Source organism: Streptomyces tirandamycinicus, from assembly GCF_003097515.1.
Classification (GTDB): domain Bacteria; phylum Actinomycetota; class Actinomycetes; order Streptomycetales; family Streptomycetaceae; genus Streptomyces; species Streptomyces tirandamycinicus.
In genome coordinates, this window is the sequence record NZ_CP029188.1 from 2,555,687 (window position 1) to 2,572,471 (window position 16,785).

The window sequence follows — 16,785 nt, forward strand, 5'->3', positions numbered from 1 at the left end:
ATTTATCAGGCAGGGTTCCTGATAGTTTACGCGGACACCACGACCGACGGGGAGGGCGGCTCGATGCCGACGGAGACGGCCTGCGACAGGCGACGGCTGACCCGGGCGCGCTGGTCCGTCGCCGCCGTCTTCTGTGTGCACGGCGCGGTGACCGGCAGCTTCGCCACCCGCATCCCCTGGATCCAGGACCACGCGGGCGTTGGTGCGGGGCAGCTGGGACTGGCCCTCGCCTTCCCCGCCGTCGGCGCGTCCCTCGCGATGCCCCTCGCCGGAGCTGTCAGCCATCGGTACGGGGCACGCACCGCGCTGCGCGGGCTGCTGTCGCTGTGGACGCTGTCCCTGGTCCTCCCGGCACTCGCCCCCGACGTGTACGCCCTGTGCGCCGCGCTGTTCGTGTACGGCGCCACCGCCGGGATGTCCGACGTCGCCATGAACGCCCTCGGGGTCGAGGTGGAGAACCGGCTGGACCGCTCGATCATGTCCGGCCTGCACGGGATGTGGAGTGCGGGCGCACTCCTCGGCTCGGCGGCGGGCACGGTCGCCGCGCACCTCGGCACCGACGCGCGGCTCCACCATCTGCTCGCGTCCGCCGTGCTGACGGCGGCCGGGCTGCTGGCCTGCCAGGGGGTCCTCGACCTGCGCGGCTCGGCGGGCGAGAAGCCGCCGCGGTTCGCGCTGCCGCCGAAGTCCGCGGTGGTCATCGGCGCGATCGGCTTCTGCGGGGTGTTCGCCGAGGGCGCGAGTCTGGACTGGTCGGCGGTGTACCTGCGGGACGCACTGGGCGCCTCCGCCGGCCTCGCCGCCGCGTCCACCACGGCGTTCGCGCTGACCATGGCGGTGGCACGGCTGGCCGGCGACCGTGTCGTGGACCGGTTCGGCCCGGTCCGCACGGTCCGCGTCGGCGGGGTGCTGGCGACCGCCGGAGGAGTGCTGGTGGTCCTGGCGCCCCACCCGGCGGCCGCGATGGCGGGGTTCGGCTGCATCGGCCTCGGTGTCGCCGTGGTGGTGCCGCTGGCGTTCGCGGCGGCCGGGCGCAGCGGGACGAACCCGAGCCTGTCCATCGCGGGAGTGGCGACGATCACCTACACGTCGGGGCTGATCGCCCCTTCCGCGATCGGCGGGATCGCCGATCTGACCTCGCTGGTGGTGTCGTTCGGGCTGGTGACGGTGCTCGCGTCCGGGCTGGTGCTGGGGGCGGGGGTGCTGCGGGGCAGCGGCCGGGGCGCGGCAGCGGGGGCGTCCGGGGTGCCCGCGTCGCCCGGGGCGCCCGGGTCCCTCGGGGCGGCCGGTGGGCAGCGTCCGGCGCCCGGGACGGCGCCGGACCTCCGGGCGTAGCGCGGGGGCCCTGCCGCGGGCCGCGGCGCCCGGAGCGCGCCCCGGACCTCCCCGGACCGCCCCGGCGGGAGGAAGCGGGGCTTCGCGTTCCTCGTACGATGGGCGCCGATCACCACCCCCCTCTCACCTGGAGCCCGCATGAACCTCGGCGTGCGCTGGAGCCTGCACGGCGACGGACGGACCCCCGCTCCGGGCGCGGTCGTACGGCCCGACGAGCGCCTTTCGTGGCCGCGTACGGCAGGTCTCGGCGCCCAGCACGTGGTGGCCATGTTCGGGGCCTCGTTCGTGGCACCGGTGCTGATGGGGCTGGACCCCAACCTGGCCATCATGATGTCCGGCATCGCGACGATGATCTTCCTGCTCGCGACCCGCGGCCGGATCCCCAGCTATCTGGGCTGCTCGCTGTCGTTCGTCGGCGTGGCCGCGACCATCCGGGCCACCGGCGGCGACAGCGCCACCATCACCGGCGCGATCCTCGTGGTCGGCGCGGTGCTCTTCCTCGCGGGCCTCGCCGTGCGGCGCTTCGGCGCCCGGATCATCCACACCGCGATGCCGCCGATCGTCACCGGCGCCGTGGTCATGCTCATCGGCTTCAACCTGGCACCGGTCACGGCCGCGACGTACTGGCCGCAGGACCAGTGGACCGCGCTGCTCACCATGCTGTTCACCGGCCTGGCCGTGGTGTGCCTGCGCGGCTTCTGGTCACGTGTCGCGATCTTCCTGGGGCTGCTCTTCGGGTACGGCGTCTCCTGGCTCCTCGACCGGATCCTCGGGAAGATCCACTCCCCGGTGGGCGGCGCGGAGGCCGTCGACCACTGGCGGCTCGACCTGTCGGGCGTCGGGGAGGCCGAGTGGATCGGCCTCCCCGCCTTCCACGCACCCGCGTTCGAGTGGTCGGCGATCCTCGTCGCGCTGCCCGTGGTCATCGCCCTGATCGCGGAGAACGCCGGTCATGTGAAGGCCGTCGGCGAAATGATCGGGGACCCGCTCGACGACAAGCTGGGCACCGCCATCGCCGCCGACGGCGCCGCGTCGATGCTCTCGAGCGCGGTGGGCGGCCCGCCGAACACCACGTACTCGGAGAACATCGGCGTCATGGCCGCCACCCGCGTGTACTCGACGGCCGCCTACTGGGCGGCCGCGCTCTTCGCGCTGCTCTTCGGCCTCTGCCCGAAGTTCGGTGCGGTCGTCGCCGCCATCCCGGGCGGTGTGCTCGGCGGCATCACGGTCATCCTGTACGGAATGATCGGCCTGCTCGGCGCGCAGATCTGGATCAACGCCAAGGTGGACCTGCGCAATCCGCTGAACCTCGTCCCGGCCGCCGCGGGCATCATCATCGGCGTCGGCGGCGTCAGCCTGAAGTTCGGCGAGAACTTCGAACTCGGCGGTATCGCCCTCGGCACCATCGTCGTCATCACCGGCTACCACGTACTGCGCGCCTTCGCCCCCGCCCATATGAAGCCGCAGGAGCCGCTGCTGGACGCGGGCACCTCCGCGTACGACGAGGGCGACGGCGGCGGCGGTCAGCCGGTCGCCAGCTCATAGGCGTAGTCCGGGGTGAAGGTGCCCGCGGCGCCCCTGCACCCGTCCGACTCCCCGGGCAGCTTCACCCACAGGTAGGCGTCGATCCGGGCCTCCCCCGTCCCGGTGGTCGGGGTCCGGCCCAGGGCGCGGCCGGGCGGATCGCACCAGGCGCCCTGCTCCGGCGCGCCGTTGCCGTTGCGGCTGGTGTCGATGACGGCGCCCAGTCCCGGGGGCCCGCCGAGGGCCTCCAGCACCCGGCGCGCGTAGCGCACCTCGTCGCCGGTGCGGTGGAAGTTGGAGACGTTGGTGAAGATGCCGTCGCCGCTGGTGGCGGCGCCCGCGGCGCGCAGCTCGGCCGCCTGCCTCGCCGCCGGGTGCCACCCCGAGTGACCGGCGTCGAAGTACACCCTCGCCCGGGGGTTGGCGGCCTTCATGGTGCGCGCCGCCCGGGCCAGCGAGGCGTAGCGGGCCGCCCGAACGCCGTCGGACAGACAGCCCGAGAGCGCGATCGAGTCGGGCTCGAGGATCACGATGACCGGTCCGTCGCCGAGACCGGCGGCGAACTCCCCGGTCCAGGCGTCGTACGCGGCCAGGTCCGGCGCGCCGCCCTGGGAGGCGCCACCGCAGTCCCGGTCCGGGATCGCGTACGGCACCAGTACCGGCACCCGGCCCGCCGCGGCGGCGCCGGCGGTCACCGCCCGCACCTGGCCCGCGATCCGGCCGGGATCGTGCTCCGGGAACCACACCGCGGCGGGGTGCGCGGCGATCCGCGACTCGATCAGCGGCCTGCGGGGGTCGTCACGGTGCTTCCGCACCCAGTCCAGGACCTGGGACCGGGGATGGCGGTGGAGCGGGCCGGCGGCGGCCTCCGGCCCGGTGCGCGGTGCCGGGCGGCTCGCCGGCGAGGCGGGCGCGGGAGCCGCCGACCGCCCGGGCGAGGGCGGCGGCCCGGATGGTTCCGCCGGTCCCGACGGTTCCGCGGGCGCGGGCGGCGGGTGGCTCGGGCGGGCGGGCAGCGGGACGGTCACGGGCGAACTCCTCACCTCGGGCCGTGCCGTGTCGTCCTCGCCGCCGCGATCGGCGGCCGACATCAGCCCGGCGACGGCTCCCAGTGCCACCACCGCGGAGGCCGCCGTGGTCATCACGCCGCGGCCGGCCGCGAGGCGCCGCCCGTTCCGTTCCTCCCGGCGCCGATCGGGTACGCCTGACATGCGCTGTGCTCCCCTCCCCCTGGCCGCGGCGCCCGTGGCGTTCCCCCGTTCCGGGGACACCTGCCGCCGGGCGGCGCCTGGCCGAGCCTATGCCTGGGACGCTGCCCCCATGGCGAAGATCGCACAGTACGCGGCCGGCGGCGAGGCACACCGTGCGCCGGTCGACACGGTGCTGGCCCGGATGCGGGCGTTCCGCTCCGGCTGGCCGGTGGACGACGGGATCGCGGTGTTCAACCGTGTCTACCTGGCCGTCACGGAGGAACTCGGCCGCCGCATCGACCGGGGCGAGTTCCCCGACCGCAGGTCGGCCGTCACCCTGCAGGTTCTCTTCGCGGAGCGCTATCTGGCGGCGGCGGACACGGTGACCGCGGGCGGCCGGGCACCGGCCTGCTGGCGCCCGCTGTTCCAGCTGCGCCGTCATCCCGGTGTACGCCCGCTGCAGTTCGCGCTGGCCGGGATCAATGCGCACATCGGGCACGACCTCGGGCTGGCGGTCGTGGACACCTGCCGTACGCTCGACTGCCGACCGCCGGACCTGGAGGGGGACTTCGACCGCGTGGGTGAGATCCTCACGATGCTGGAGGAGCGCATCCGCGAGGATCTGATGCCCGGCCCCGATCTTCTGGAGATCGCCGATCCGCTGACCCATCTGCTCGGCTCGTGGAGCCTTGAGCGGGCCCGCGACGGCGCCTGGTCGGCGGCTCGGCTGCTCTGGGGGCTGCGCGAACTCCCGGCGCTCGCAGCGGAGTTCACCGAACGACTGGACGCCGGGGTGGGCCTGGTCGGGCGCTGCCTGCTCACTCCGCTGCGCTGACGGAGGTCCTGACCGGGGCTGCCTTCCCGGGCGTACGGACGGAGCCGCCATCGGCCGGCGACACCTGCCCCGGGGTACGGACGGAGCCGCCACCGGCCGGGGACACCTGCCCCGGAGTACGGACGGAGCCGCCGCCGGCCGGGATTCCCGGCCGGCGGCGGCTGAGGTGACCTCCCGGGGCCGGCCGGATCGCGGTCGGCGGCGGGGGTGCGTTCACGGGGGACCCTCGGGCGCGGGTCCCGGACCGGGACGAGGCGAAGGTCGCGGAGCCCTCAGTCTTCCGGGAGCTCCACCGGGGCGATGTCGTCGAAGACGTCACCCGGGCCCGGGTTGGTGGCGTCGGTGGTACCGCCGAGGTGGTGCATCACGCCCCACACGGCGTTGAGCGCCGTCTGCACCGCGCCCTCGGCCCAGCCGGCCGTCCACGAGATGTCGTCGCCGGCGAGGAAGATGCCGCGCTTGTCGTCGGGCAGCCGGTCCTGCATGAAGTGGGTGAACAGCCGCCGCTGGTAGCGGTAGTGGCCCGGCAGGTTGGCCTTGAACGCGCCCATGAAGTAGGGCTCGTCCTCCCAGGACACGGTCACCGGGTTGCCGATGATGTGCTTGCGGATGTCGACCTTCGGATAGATCTCGCCGAGCGACTTGAGCATGACCTCCATGCGCTCGCTCGCCGACAGCGGAAGCCACTTCAGGCTGTCGTCGCACCAGGTGTAGGAGAGGCAGATGACGGCGGGCTTGTCCGGGCCGTCGTCCAGCAGGTAGGTGCCGCGGGTCATCCGGTCGGTGAGCGTCATCGACATGACGTCGCGGCCGGTCTGCTCGTCCTTGTCCAGCCAGAACGGCCGGTCCACCGGCACGAACAGCTTGGACGACTCCATGTAGTGCGTGCGCTCCATCGCCGTCCAGTGGTCGATGGGGAACAGCGAGTCATCGCAGGCGATCTTGGAGAGCAGCATCCAGGACTGCGCGGTGAAGATCGCCGCCTGGTAGGTGCGGATGTCGCCGGAGGCGTCCGTGACGGTGATGCGGTTGCCCGCGGTGCGGTGCAGCCGGGTCACGGCGGGGCGGGGCTCGCCGTCCGCGTGCAGCATGGCCAGCGAGGTGCCGTACGTCCAGTGCGTGATCTTCTCCGGCGTGCGCTCCCAGAGCCGCAGCGGCAGCTGCTGGGAACCGCCGACGATGCCGCGGTGGTGGTCGTCGGCCTCGGTGTAGACGACGCGGAGGATCTCCAGGATGGAGTTGGGGAAGTCGGTGTCCCAGCCGCCGGTGCCGAAGCCGACCTGCCCGAAGATCTCGCGGTGCCGGAAGGACTTGAAGGCCTCGGACTCGCAGAGGAAGCCGTAGAAGGTCTGGTTGTCGAGCTTCTCCACGAGCTTCGCCCAGATCTCGCGGATCCGCGGCACGTCGCGCTCGCGCATGGCGCGGTTCATGTCGGAGAAGTCCGCGCCCTCCTCCAGGCAGTCGTTCCAGGCCTTCGCGACGTCGCGGTACACCTGCGGCAGGTCGTCGATGGTCCGCGCGTAGTGCGACTCGCCCTTGAGGTCGACGACGGTCGAGGGGGTGGCCTCGGCGAGCGGGTTGGGGAACGGCTGGGTCTCCAGCCCCACCAGGTCGATGTAGTGCTGGAGCGCCGTCGAGGAGGGCGGGAAGCGCATGGCGCCCATCTCGGCGGTGAGCGACGGGTCGCAGCCCTCGAATCCCACCGTGCGCAGCCGGCCGCCGATCCGGTCCGCCTCGTAGACGACCGGCTTGAGGCCCATCTTCATCAGCTCGTACGCGGCGACGATGCCGGAGAGGCCACCGCCGATGACCGCGACCTCGGTGCCGTGCTCGGTCGCGGGTATCTGGCCCAGGCCCGCCGGGTGCGCGAGGAAGTCGTCGTAGGCGTACGGGAAGTCCGGCCCGAACATGGTGATCGGCGGCTGCGCGTCGGAGTGCGGGACGGAGGTGGGCACCGTGGACGTCATGGGGTGTTGCTCCTGGTGTGGCGGGGCGGGACGGGAGTTCTCAGCGGGCGAGCGGCCCGTACAGGCCGGGGCGGCGGTCGCGCAGATAGGGGTTGTCGGCGCGGGAGGCCGCCAGCAGGTCCGGGTCGGCGTCGCCCGTCACCAGGTCCTCTCCGAGGCCGGCCCGGGCCCGGACGATGCCGTCGGGGCCGGCGAGGCAGCTCAGCCCGGCGAAGTCGAACTCGCCCTCGGGGCCGGTGCGGTTGGCGTACGCCACATACATCTGGCTCTCGAAGGCGCGGACCGGGAGGAGCTTCTCCGCGACGAACCGGAAGGGGTTCATCAGCGCGGTCGGCACCACCAGCAGGTCCGTTCCCGCCAGGGCCTGGGCCCGCACGTTCTCCGGGAACTCGACGTCGTAGCAGATCAGCAGGCCGACCCGGAGGCCGCCGAGCTCGGCCTGGACGACCGACTCGTCGCCGGGGGTGAACCACTCCTTCTCGAAGCCGCCGAAGAGATGGGTCTTGCGGTAGTTCGCGAGGCGCTCGCCGCCGGGACCGATCAGCTGCGCCGCGTTGAACACCGCCTCCGCTTCGTCACCGGTGCCGCGCTCCGGGTAGCCGTAGACGACGGCGATCCCGTGGCGGGCGGCGATCGCGGCGACCGCCCGGGCACCGGCGCCGTCGGCGGTCTCGGCGAGGCGGTGCACGTCGGCGCCGATCGCGTACCCGGTCAGGAACATCTCCGGCGCGACGAGCAGACCGGCCCCCTCGGCGGCGGCCCGGGCCGCGTGGGTGTCCAGGATCTCGAGGTTCTTCGCGATGTCGCCGGGGGTCCCGGAGCTCTGGAGCAGGGCTGTGCGCAGCGGCGGCATGGACCTACCTCGGAAGGAGTGGGCGGGGTGTCGGGGAGACGTCAAAAACCGTACGTTCCGGCCAACCGCCGGGACAAGGTGGGACCGTTGCGTTCAGAGTCTCGATCCGTTGCGTGGATCGGGGGGGCATCGGCGATTCGTTGCACGCGGGCGCTCGGCGCCCCGGTGCTGCCCGGCGGCCCCGGCGTTTCCCGCCGGGTCCCGCCGTGTCCCGGCGGGCCTCCGAGGGTCGGGCCGGTGCCCCAGGATCAGGCCGGTGCCCCCGAGGAGAACCGCCTGAGCAGGGGCGACAGCACCAGGACCGACTTGGTCCGCTCCACGAAGGGTTCGCCGGCGATCCGTTCCAGGACGCGCTCGAAGTGGCGCATGTCGGAGGCGAAGACCTGGACGATCGCGTCCGCCTCACCGGTGACGGTGGAGGCGGACGCGACTTCCGGGTACCGCTCGAGGCCGCGCTTGATGGTCTCGGGCGAGGTGTTGCTGCGTGCGTGGATCTCGATGAAGCCCTCGGTCTCCCAGCCCATCGCGCCCGGGTCGACGCGGACCGTGAAGCCGGTGATGACCCCGTCCGCCCGGAGCCTGTCCACGCGCCGCTTGACGGCGGGCGCGGACAGGCCGACGAGCGAACCGATGTCGGCGTAGGAACGGCGGGCGTCCTCGGCGAGGGCGTGGACGATGCGTTCGTCGAGATCGTTCAGTCGCACGGGGGGTGGATCACTTCTCTGCTGTTGCCAACCGGGAGCGGCGAAGGCCGTACAGGAAGTAGAACACGAGCCCGGCCGCCATCCAGCCAGCGAACCACACCCAGGTGACGCCCGGCAGGCTGAGCATCATGTAGGCGCAGAACAGGAAGCCCAGGATCGGGGTGACCGGGAAGAGCATCACCTTGAAGGTGCGGTTCATGTCCGGGCGCTTCCACCGGAGGATGACCACGGCGACGTTGACCAGCGCGAAGGCGAAGAGGGTGCCGATGCTGGTGGCGTTCGCCAGTTCGCCGAGCGGGATGAAGGCCGCCAGGACACCGCAGAACAGCGAGACGATCACGGTGTTGGCACGCGGGGCGCCGGTCTTCTCGTTGACCTTGGCGAAGACCTTGGGGACCAGGCCGTCGCGGGACATCGCGAACAGGATGCGGGTCTGGCCGTACAGCACGGCGAAGACGACGCTGGCGATGGCGACGACCGCGCCGGCGGCGAGCACCACGCCCCAGAAGCTCTGGCCCGTGACGTCCTTCATGATCTGGGCGAGCGCCGCCTCGGTGCCCTCGAAGTCCTGCCACGGCATGGCGCCGACGGCGACCAGGGCGACCAGGCAGTAGAGCACGGTGACGATCAGCAGCGACAGCATGATCGCCCGCGGGAGGTCCCTCTTCGGGTTCTTCGCCTCCTCACCGGCGGTGGAGGCGGCGTCGAAGCCGATGTACGAGAAGAAGAGCGTGGCCGCGGCGGCGCTGATGCCGGTGACGCCGAGCGGGGCGAGCGGGGCGTAGTTGCCGGCCTTGATGCCCATGAAGCCGATGCCGATGAAGAGCAGTAGCGTCACGATCTTGATGACGACCATGACCGTGTTGACCCGTGCGCTCTCCTTGGCGCCGCCCATCAGGAAGACCATGGCGAGCAGCACCACGACCAGCGCGGGGAGGTTGATGAACCCGCCCTCGCCGACCGGCGCGCCGACCGCGCTCGGGATCGTCACCCCGATCGTGCCGTGGAGCAGTTCGTTGAGGTACTCGCCCCAGCCCACGGCGACGGCCGCGACGGAGACGCCGTACTCCAGCACCAGGCACCAGCCGCAGACCCAGGCGATCAGTTCGCCCATCGTGGCGTACGAGTAGGAGTACGACGAGCCGGACACCGGCACGGAGCCGGCCAGCTCGGCGTACGACAGTGCCGAGAACAGGGCGGTCAGACCGGCGACGACGAAGGAGATCGCCACGGCCGGGCCGGCCAGCGGCGTGGCCTCGCCGAGCACGACGAAGATGCCGGTGCCGAGGGTGGCACCAATGCTGATCATGGTCAGCTGCCACATGGTGAGCGAGCGGCGGAGCGTGCCGCCCTCGCCCTGGCCGCCCTCGGCGACGAGCTGCTCGACGGGCTTGCGCCGCATCAGACGGCTGCCGAGGCCCTGGGCCGGGCCACCGGGACCCCTCTGGGGAGTGACGGGGGGCGCTGCGCCGTGGTCCAACACTGGGGAGGCTCCTTATCGCTGCCTATCGCTGCTAGCGGTGAGGCGGCGACCACGGCGGCCCGGCGCGGGCATGGCTGAGGACAGCCCGAAGCGGGGGAATCGCCGAGCAGACGGTCCCCGCCACTCCACGTACAGGCAGGACCCTACGAGGTTGACGTTCCCGACCGTAATGCATGAGCTTTGCGCACTCGCGAATGATCGTTGCGTGCTGGCGGCGACCGCGGAGGAACGTTGCACGGCCGCGCAAAGGTGTTCAGATTTCCCGGAGCCGGTCGGCTATCTCCCTCAGCAGGGACGGGTCGTGCGCACCCCGGCCGGCGGGCGGCTCGAAGACCCGCACCAGGCCCGCCTCGACGAGGTCGGCGAGCAGGACCCGGACGACCGCGAGAGGCATGTCGGCGTCCGCCGCGACCTCGGCGACCGGCCGGGGCGCCCGGCGCACCAGCTCCAGCAGCGCGGTGCGGGGGTGGTCGAGCCGAGGGTCCGGCTTGTCCCATTCGACGGCCTTGACCTGCGACATCAGGTCGATGTGGTGGTCCGTGGCGGGACGGGTCCGACCGTGGGTGACGGTGTACGGCCGCACCAACGGGCCGGTCTCGTCCTCGTACCAGTGATCGTTCACGGGACTACGCGTCGGGGGCCTCGTCCGCCGACCTCGCGGGAACGGTCATGTGCCGGCCGACGCGCTTCACCAGCAGCGCCATTTCGTGGGCGAGCTGTCCGACCTCCGTCTCGGCGCCGCTGAGCACCGCGAGCCGGCTGCCGTCGCCGGCCGGGGTGATGAAGAGGTAGCCGCCGTCCAGCATGACCATCGTCTGGCGTACCTTCCCGGCCGCGAATCGGGAACCGGTCTCACTGGCGAGGCTGTGGAAGCCCGCGCACACGGCGGAGAGATGCTCCACGTCACTCTGCGGCATGCCCCGGGATGCGCAGCTGACCAGGCCGTCCGCGGTGAGCAGCACGGCCTGACGAACGTGGTCGGTCCGCTCCAGCAGGTCGTCGAGCAGCCAGCCGAGTCCGCTCGCGTCGGTCCGCCCTGTCTCTCCGTCGTACGGCTCAGCCATCGTCGCCCGTCCTTTCGTCGTTCCTGGTCCCCGGCCGGTCCCCCGGCGCGCTCCCGGGCGGATCGCTCTCGGCCCGACCGCTCCCACGCCGTTCGCCCTCGGCCCGACCGTCCGTACGCCGTTCGCTCTCCGCCCGACCGCTACCGGCCGGCTCGCCGCTCCGCCCGCGCTCGAGCCCTCGCTGGAAGGCCCCGAAGACGGCCCGCATCTCCTCCGCGCTGACCTCCCGGTCCTCGGCTCCGGGCGGGTCCTGCCCCGCTCCGGGAGGTCCCTCGCGCAGCGGGGCGGCGAGCGACGCCTGCCGGATCCGGGTGGGCAGGGGCCGGGGCGCCGCGGCGTGCGGAAGCTGCGCTCCGCCACCGGCCCGGGGTGCGGGGCCGGTCCCGGTCCCGGGCTGCGCCGGGTCGCCGTCCGGCAGCGGGCCGGAGAGCGGTGCGGGGCCGGCGGGACCGCGGTCCGCTCCGGGGGCGGTCCCGCGGCCGGTCCTGCGCTCCTCCGTCCCGGGCGTCCCGGGCGTCCCGGGCGTCCCGGGCGTCCCGGCGAGCACCGCCACGCCTGCGGCGGCCGCCCCGTGCCGCCCGTCCGGCGCGGAGGACCGGACCGGGATCCGGGCCGCCTCGGGGTCCGCGTCCGGGTCCGCCGCGTCCGCCGGATCCGCCGGGGTGATGATCGCGTTCGGCAGCAGCACCACCGCGGTGGTCCCCCCGTAAGGGGAGCGGGTGAGGGTGACGGTGATGCCGTGCCGGGCAGCCAGACGGCCCACGATGTACAGGCCGAGGCGCTCGTCCTGTACCGGGTCGAAGTCGCCCGGCCGGGCCAGGGTGCGATGGGCCTGGGCGAGCTCGTCGCCGTCCATGCCGAGGCCGCGGTCGTCGATCTCCAGGACGAAGCCGTTGCGGGCCTCGCTCGTGCGCATCGTCACCCGGGTGTGCGGCGGGGAGAAGGCCGCGGCGTTCTCGACCAGCTCCGCGACGAGATGCACCACGTCCGCCACGGCGTCGGCACCGACGCGCACCGCGGGCATCGGGGGCACCACGACCCGCGGGTAGTCCTCGATCTCGCCGACCGCCGCCCCCACCACGTCCACGAGCGGCACCGGCTTGCGCCACCGCCGTCCGGGAGCCGCTCCCGACAGGATGATCAGGCCCTCGGCGTGGCGCCGCATCCGGGTCGTCAGATGATCGATCCGGAAGAGCTCCTCGAGCGTGTCGGGGTCCGTGGTCCGCCGCTCCAGGGTGTCGACGAGCTTCGCCTGCCGGTGCACCAGCGCCTGGTTGCGCCGCGCGATGTTCAGCAACACGGCGAAGACGCCGCGGCGCAGGGTCGCCTGCTTCACCGCCGCCTCGACGGCCGCCCGGCGTGCCGCGTTGAGGGCCGTTCCCACCTGCGCGATCTCGTCGGGTTCACCGTCCCCGTCGGCGAAGTCGAGCGGCGGCGCCGCGGCGGCCGGGTCGACGTCCTCCCCCGCACCGAGCCGTTCCATCACCTCGGGCAGCCGCCGGGTGGCGAGGACGTCCGCGGCGTCCCGCAGCTCCTCCAGCCGTCCGGCGATCCGCCGGCCGGCACTCACCGACAGCCACACGGAGAAACCGGCCGCGGCGAGACCGGCGAATCCGACGACGGCCGCCTCGACCATCTCGCGGTAGGCGAAGGCACGCCCGCGTTCGGCCGCGTTCAGGGCCGACCGGGTGCACAGCAGCATGTACCGCTTCACCGCGCGGTCCGTGGTGGTCCGCCACGACGCGTCCGCCACCGCCTGGCCCGCGTTCGCCGCACCGGCCCTCAGCAGCGCGTCCTCTCCCGCGGTCAGCGCCCGGTACTCGGCGCTCCGCTGGAAGTCCGTGAAGAGCTTCCGGGAGTCGGCCGGCAGATCGGGGACGTAGGTGCGGTGGAAGACGCGCCGGTCCTCGATGGCCGCGGTGAGCGCGTCGTACTGGGTGTCGGTGACGGCCCCGGCGGCCCGCGCGCCGGCGACGAGGGCGTCCTCGCGGGAGACGAACTCCCGCACCCGCACCAGTTCCACCACCACCTGCGCCTCGCGGGCGAGCTGCCCGGCCTGCAGCGCGGTGAGCTGGGACTGGACGTCGAAGGTCGGCTCGACGATCACCGTATAGGCCTCCACCGCCTCGCTCCAGGACAGCCGGCGCTCGACCACCCGGTCCCGCAGGGCGTCGAGCCGCGAGGCGGCCCGGGCCATCGTGTCCAGGGACTCCCGCTGCCGGTCGGTGAGGTCCTCGCGCCGGTCCCGGTCGCCGACGGCGTCGAGCATGGCCTGCACGGCCCGGTCGGTCGAACGCTGCTGGGCCAGCAGCGGGGCGGCGTCGGCCGCCCCGGCGTCGCGGCGGCCGGCGCCCAGATACGCGGCCGCGAGCCGGCGTTCGATCTGGATCTGGCCGACGGCCGTGTCGACCGGGGTGCCGAACGTCTCGTACACGCTCTGGAGGCGGATCAGCGCCCGCAGGTCCCCCGTCACGGACACCATGGCGAAGCTCCACAGCGCCAGCAGGGCCACGGCGGGCACGACGGTGAGGGCCACGATCCTGCCGCGGATCGTGGGAGGGCGCATTCGCCGGCGCATGGGCTCCCCCCTGGACGCTCGGGACATACGGCCAGCGGGGGTGCTACCGCCGGGTAGGGGCAGAAACTACGCGATCGGCGTCCGGCGGCGCAATGCTGCCCGCCGGTAACGCCCCATGCCGGCGGCCGGCCGCCGGCTTGGGGCGTTCGACGGCCGACCGCCACGGCCCCCCGGCCGGCGGCGAGCGGCGGGGTGCGTCGGGGGCGGGGGCGGGGGCGGGGGCGGGCGCGTTCGCAGGCACCCGGCGGACGCGGACCACCCCGGGGCGGCGACCGCACGGCACGCACCCTTCGCCCCGCGCGGGTAGGAGTCCGGCCCCGCGCCCGATCCCGCAGTACCCCGACGCACACCCGTCGCCCCGCGCGGGTAGGAGTCGGGTCCCGCAGTCGATCCCGTACCCGACCGGACGGAGGCCCGCATGACGCCGGACCCGCACTGGCTCGACCCCGAACCGTTCCTCCGCGGCGTGGCCTGGCTCGACCGCGGCCGTCCGGTGCGGGCCGATCCCGGCGATCTGGCCCGGCTGCCGTGGGACACCAGGGAGCGGGCCGCGCTCCCCATCGGCGTGCGGCTGGAGTTCACGGCCCCCGACGGCGCCCGGGCCGTCGAGGTGCGCTACCGGGCCCGGGTGCCGGGCCCGACCGAGGCACTGCGCGATCTGGCCCACTGCTTCGCGCTGTGGCACGGCGACCGCTGCGTGGCCGAGTCGTTCACCGAGCCCGCGGAGGAGGCGGCGGTCACCATCCCCCTTCCGGCCGCGCCGGGGCCGTTCACCGTCCATCCTCCGGAGTCCCAGGCGCCGGTGGTCCTCGGGGTGCGCGGGCTGGGCGGCAGGCTGGCCCCGGCGCCACGACGGCCCCGCTGGGTGGTCCACGGCGACTCGATCACCGAGGGCTGGTGGTCCACCCGGCCCGCGCACGCCTGGCCTTCGGCCGCCGGACGGGCCCTCGGCCTGGACTGCGTCAACCTCGGGTACGCCGGCTCGGCCCGCGGCGAGCTCGCGACCGCCCAGCAGCTCGCCTCGCTCCCCGCCGACCTGCTGACCCTGGCCTTCGGCACCAACTGCTGGTCGGGCGTCCCCTGCTCCGCTCCCCTGATGTACGAGACGACCCGTGCCTTCGTCTCCCTCGTCCGGCAGGGGCACCCGGCCGTGCCGCTGCTGGTGGTCTCGCCCCTCCTGCGCCCGGACGCCGAGACGACGCGCAACGCGCTGGGCGCGACGCTCCGGGACCTGCGAACGGCGATCGAGGAGGCGGTCCGGGACCTGGTCGCCGCCGGTGACGCCCGGCTGGCGCTGCTGCCCGGTGCGGGTCTGCTCACGGCGGACGACCTGGCGGACGGTCTGCATCCGAACGACCGGGGGCACGCCCGGATCGCCGCGGCGGTGACCGGGGCCGTGGGCAGGTTCGGTGGCGCCGCCGATCCCGCCCGGACGGGCGCGCTGGGCGTCCACCCGGACCCCGCCGGCCGGGCTCCCGCGCGGCCCTCTCGGTGAGCGACGCGCGGCCGGACCCGGGACGGGCCTCCCGGCGCCCGGGGCCTGGCCCGACAGCCGAGACGACCGGCCACCCCGGCGGCCACGGAGCCGAACCGCCCGCCGAGACGACCGGCCGTCCCCGAGCCCACGAGCCGTCCCCGAGCCAACGAGGCCGAACCGTTCGAAGACGAGACCGGCCGCGGCCCCGGGGGACGTCCCCCGGGGCCGCGGCCGCCGGTGCGCGAGGCGACCGGCTCCGGCCGGCCGCCTACCGCGTGCGTCAGTTCCAGCTGGCGTGCAGCGGCTTGCCCTCCGCGTAACCGGCGGCGCTCTGGATGCCGACGATCGCCCTTTCGGCGAACTCCTCCAGGGAGCCCGCGCCCGCGTAGGTGCAGGAGGAGCGGACGCCCGCGATGATCGAGTCGATCAGGTCCTCCACGCCGGGGCGGGTCGGGTCGAGGAACATGCGCGAGGTGGAGATGCCCTCCTCGAACAGCGCCTTGCGGGCCCTGTCGTACGCCGACTCCTCGCTCGTCCGGTTGCGGACGGCACGCGCGGAGGCCATGCCGAAGGACTCCTTGTAGAGCCGGCCGTCGGCGGTCTGCTGCAGATCGCCCGGGGACTCGTAGGTACCGGCGAACCAGGACCCGACCATCACGTTGGAGGCGCCGGCGGCGAGCGCCATGGCGACGTCGCGCGGGTGGCGTACACCGCCGTCGGCCCACACGTGCTTGCCGTACTTCTTCGCCTCCGCGGCGCACTCCAGGACCGCGGAGAACTGCGGCCTGCCCACGCCGGTCATCATGCGGGTGGTGCACATGGCGCCGGGGCCCACTCCCACCTTGACGATGTCCGCGCCGGCCTCGACGAGGTCCCGGACGCCCTCGGCGGCCACGATGTTGCCCGCGGCGATCGGCACCCGCGGGTCGAGCGCGCGGACCGCCTTGATCGCCGCGATCATCGACTCCTGGTGGCCGTGCGCCGTGTCGACGACGAGCGTGTCCACGCCCGCGTCGAGGAGCTGCTTGGCCTTGCCCGCCACATCGCCGTTGATCCCGACGGCGGCGGCGATACGCAGCCTGCCGTCGGCGTCGGTGGCCGGCGTGTACAGCGTGGCGCGCAGCGCGCCCTTGCGGGTCAGGATGCCGGCGAGCCGGCCGTCCTCGTCCACGGCGGGGGCGAGCTTGCGGTTGGCGCCGTCGAGCCTGGTGAACGCCTCGCGCGGGTCGATGTCCGCGTCGACGAGCAGCAGGTCCTTCGACATCACCTCGGCGAGCTGGGTGAAGCGGTCCACGCCGGACAGGTCGTGCTCGGTGACGACGCCGACGGGGCGCTGCTCCTCGTCGACGACGACGCCCGCCCCGTGCGCGCGCTTGTGCAGCAGCGACAGCGCGTCTGCGACGGTCTGGTGCGGGGTGAGCACGATGGGCGTGTCGAGCACGAGGTGGCGTGTCTTCACCCAGGTGATGACGTCGGTGACGACGTCGATCGGGATGTCCTGCGGGATGACGACCAGGCCGCCGCGGCGGGCGACGGTCTCGGCCATCCGGCGGCCCGCGATGGCGGTCATATTGGCGACGACCAGCGGGATGGTGGTGCCCGTGCCGTCGGGGGAGGCGAGGTCGACGCCCTGTCGGGAGCCCACGGCCGAGCGGCTCGGCACCATGAACACGTCGTCGTACGTCAGGTCGTACGGCGGCTTGATGTCGTTGAGGAAGCGCACGTGCAGAACATCCCAGTCGATTCGGAGGGGTCCCGGGCACTTGCCCGGGAGA

Annotated in this window: 13 protein-coding genes; 4 read left to right on the top strand and 9 right to left on the bottom strand. The window is 73.6% G+C overall.

Annotated elements, in window-relative coordinates; genetic code table 11:
* Positions 1-63 precede the first annotated feature (63 nt).
* Positions 64-1,335 carry an MFS transporter gene (locus tag DDW44_RS11255; protein ID WP_108906332.1) on the top strand — a complete coding sequence of 424 codons (1,272 nt, stop codon included), beginning with the start codon at positions 64-66 and terminating at the stop codon, positions 1,333-1,335.
* A 138-nt stretch (positions 1,336-1,473) separates the two neighbouring features.
* Positions 1,474-2,880: a uracil-xanthine permease family protein gene (locus DDW44_RS11260; protein WP_108906333.1), complete on the top strand. Its 1,407-nt coding sequence runs from the start codon at positions 1,474-1,476 to the stop codon at positions 2,878-2,880.
* Here DDW44_RS11260 and DDW44_RS11265 read toward each other — a convergent pair.
* Positions 2,859-4,070, bottom strand: a complete 1,212-nt coding sequence (locus DDW44_RS11265) for a glycoside hydrolase family 6 protein (protein WP_108906334.1) — start codon at positions 4,068-4,070, stop codon at positions 2,859-2,861. The genes DDW44_RS11260 and DDW44_RS11265 overlap by 22 nt on opposite strands.
* 109 nt (positions 4,071-4,179) lie before the next feature.
* Here DDW44_RS11265 and DDW44_RS11270 point away from each other — a divergent pair, with 109 nt between their 5' ends.
* Positions 4,180-4,884 carry a DUF5995 family protein gene (locus tag DDW44_RS11270; protein ID WP_027734316.1) on the top strand — a complete coding sequence of 235 codons (705 nt, stop codon included), beginning with the start codon at positions 4,180-4,182 and terminating at the stop codon, positions 4,882-4,884.
* A gap of 272 nt (positions 4,885-5,156) precedes the next feature.
* On the opposite strand, the gene DDW44_RS11275 is transcribed toward DDW44_RS11270, so the two are convergent.
* From DDW44_RS11275 to DDW44_RS11305, 7 genes are all read right to left on the bottom strand, one after another.
* Positions 5,157-6,851, bottom strand: a complete 1,695-nt coding sequence (locus tag DDW44_RS11275; protein WP_108906335.1) for a flavin monoamine oxidase family protein — start codon at positions 6,849-6,851, stop codon at positions 5,157-5,159.
* Between the two features lie 40 nt (positions 6,852-6,891).
* A complete protein-coding gene (locus DDW44_RS11280; protein ID WP_017949533.1) occupies positions 6,892-7,704 on the bottom strand; it encodes a carbon-nitrogen hydrolase family protein in 813 nt (270 codons plus the stop codon).
* A 248-nt stretch (positions 7,705-7,952) separates the two neighbouring features.
* Positions 7,953-8,408: an Lrp/AsnC family transcriptional regulator gene (locus DDW44_RS11285; RefSeq protein WP_017949532.1), complete on the bottom strand. Its 456-nt coding sequence runs from the start codon at positions 8,406-8,408 to the stop codon at positions 7,953-7,955.
* A gap of 10 nt (positions 8,409-8,418) precedes the next feature.
* Positions 8,419-9,891 carry an amino acid permease gene (locus DDW44_RS11290; protein WP_108906336.1) on the bottom strand — a complete coding sequence of 491 codons (1,473 nt, stop codon included), beginning with the start codon at positions 9,889-9,891 and terminating at the stop codon, positions 8,419-8,421.
* A 253-nt stretch (positions 9,892-10,144) separates the two neighbouring features.
* Complete coding sequence (locus tag DDW44_RS11295) at positions 10,145-10,513, bottom strand: DUF742 domain-containing protein (protein ID WP_108906337.1); 369 nt, start codon at positions 10,511-10,513, stop codon at positions 10,145-10,147.
* 4 nt (positions 10,514-10,517) lie between these two features.
* A complete protein-coding gene (locus DDW44_RS11300) occupies positions 10,518-10,955 on the bottom strand; it encodes a roadblock/LC7 domain-containing protein (RefSeq protein WP_017949529.1) in 438 nt (145 codons plus the stop codon).
* Positions 10,948-13,521 (bottom strand): sensor histidine kinase, encoded by a 2,574-nt coding sequence (locus DDW44_RS11305; protein ID WP_108906338.1) that lies wholly within the window; start codon positions 13,519-13,521, stop codon positions 10,948-10,950. Before DDW44_RS11305 ends, DDW44_RS11300 begins: the two co-directional genes overlap by 8 nt.
* Before the next feature lie 430 nt (positions 13,522-13,951).
* Between DDW44_RS11305 and DDW44_RS11310 the strand changes: the two genes are divergently transcribed.
* Positions 13,952-15,028: a GDSL-type esterase/lipase family protein gene (locus DDW44_RS11310; RefSeq protein WP_108906339.1), complete on the top strand. Its 1,077-nt coding sequence runs from the start codon at positions 13,952-13,954 to the stop codon at positions 15,026-15,028.
* Positions 15,029-15,290: 262 nt separating this feature from the next.
* Here the strand turns inward: DDW44_RS11310 and DDW44_RS11315 are convergent, their stop codons facing one another.
* Entirely contained in the window at positions 15,291-16,733 is a 1,443-nt protein-coding gene (locus tag DDW44_RS11315) for a GuaB1 family IMP dehydrogenase-related protein (RefSeq protein ID WP_206307211.1), read from the bottom strand.
* Positions 16,734-16,785: the final 52 nt, after the last annotated feature.

What these genes read in the sequence shown, in the direction of transcription:
- DDW44_RS11255 (WP_108906332.1), top strand. Translation starts at nt 64, where the DNA reads ATGCCGACGGAGACGGCCTGCGACAGGCGACGGCTGACCCGGGCGCGC.
- DDW44_RS11260 (WP_108906333.1), top strand. Translation starts at nt 1,474, where the DNA reads ATGAACCTCGGCGTGCGCTGGAGCCTGCACGGCGACGGACGGACCCCC.
- DDW44_RS11265 (WP_108906334.1), bottom strand. Translation starts at nt 4,070, where the DNA reads ATGTCAGGCGTACCCGATCGGCGCCGGGAGGAACGGAACGGGCGGCGC.
- DDW44_RS11270 (WP_027734316.1), top strand. Translation starts at nt 4,180, where the DNA reads ATGGCGAAGATCGCACAGTACGCGGCCGGCGGCGAGGCACACCGTGCG.
- DDW44_RS11275 (WP_108906335.1), bottom strand. Translation starts at nt 6,851, where the DNA reads ATGACGTCCACGGTGCCCACCTCCGTCCCGCACTCCGACGCGCAGCCG.
- DDW44_RS11280 (WP_017949533.1), bottom strand. Translation starts at nt 7,704, where the DNA reads ATGCCGCCGCTGCGCACAGCCCTGCTCCAGAGCTCCGGGACCCCCGGC.
- DDW44_RS11300 (WP_017949529.1), bottom strand. Translation starts at nt 10,955, where the DNA reads ATGGCTGAGCCGTACGACGGAGAGACAGGGCGGACCGACGCGAGCGGA.
- DDW44_RS11305 (WP_108906338.1), bottom strand. Translation starts at nt 13,521, where the DNA reads ATGCGCCCTCCCACGATCCGCGGCAGGATCGTGGCCCTCACCGTCGTG.
- DDW44_RS11310 (WP_108906339.1), top strand. Translation starts at nt 13,952, where the DNA reads ATGACGCCGGACCCGCACTGGCTCGACCCCGAACCGTTCCTCCGCGGC.